This window comes from Lacinutrix sp. MEBiC02595 (assembly GCF_053601555.1).
In genome coordinates, this window is sequence record NZ_JBSHNU010000082.1 from 1 (window position 1) to 231 (window position 231).

Here is a 231-nt window from a genome sequence, read left to right on the forward strand (position 1 = left end):
AATCCGATGCCAACGGATGGCGCAACAATAAACGCAACTAGCGGAACGGTAACTAATGGAATTTCTGGAACAACCTATACGATAGAATACGCAAGTCCAGGAACCTGCGGAACAAGTAGCACACAAACGGTAACTGTTTTAACCTCCGGAAACGCTTCTTTTAATACGACAGCAACTTGTGATGGCGGAACATCAAATATAACCGGAGATCTTGGCGGAAGCTTTACTTTT

At 44.2% G+C, this 231-nt stretch carries 1 protein-coding gene; it reads left to right on the plus strand.

The window, feature by feature from the left end; genetic code table 11:
- A partial coding sequence (locus tag ACVCZW_RS00345; RefSeq protein WP_452231332.1) for a hypothetical protein occupies positions 1-231 on the plus strand: 231 nt, incomplete at both ends.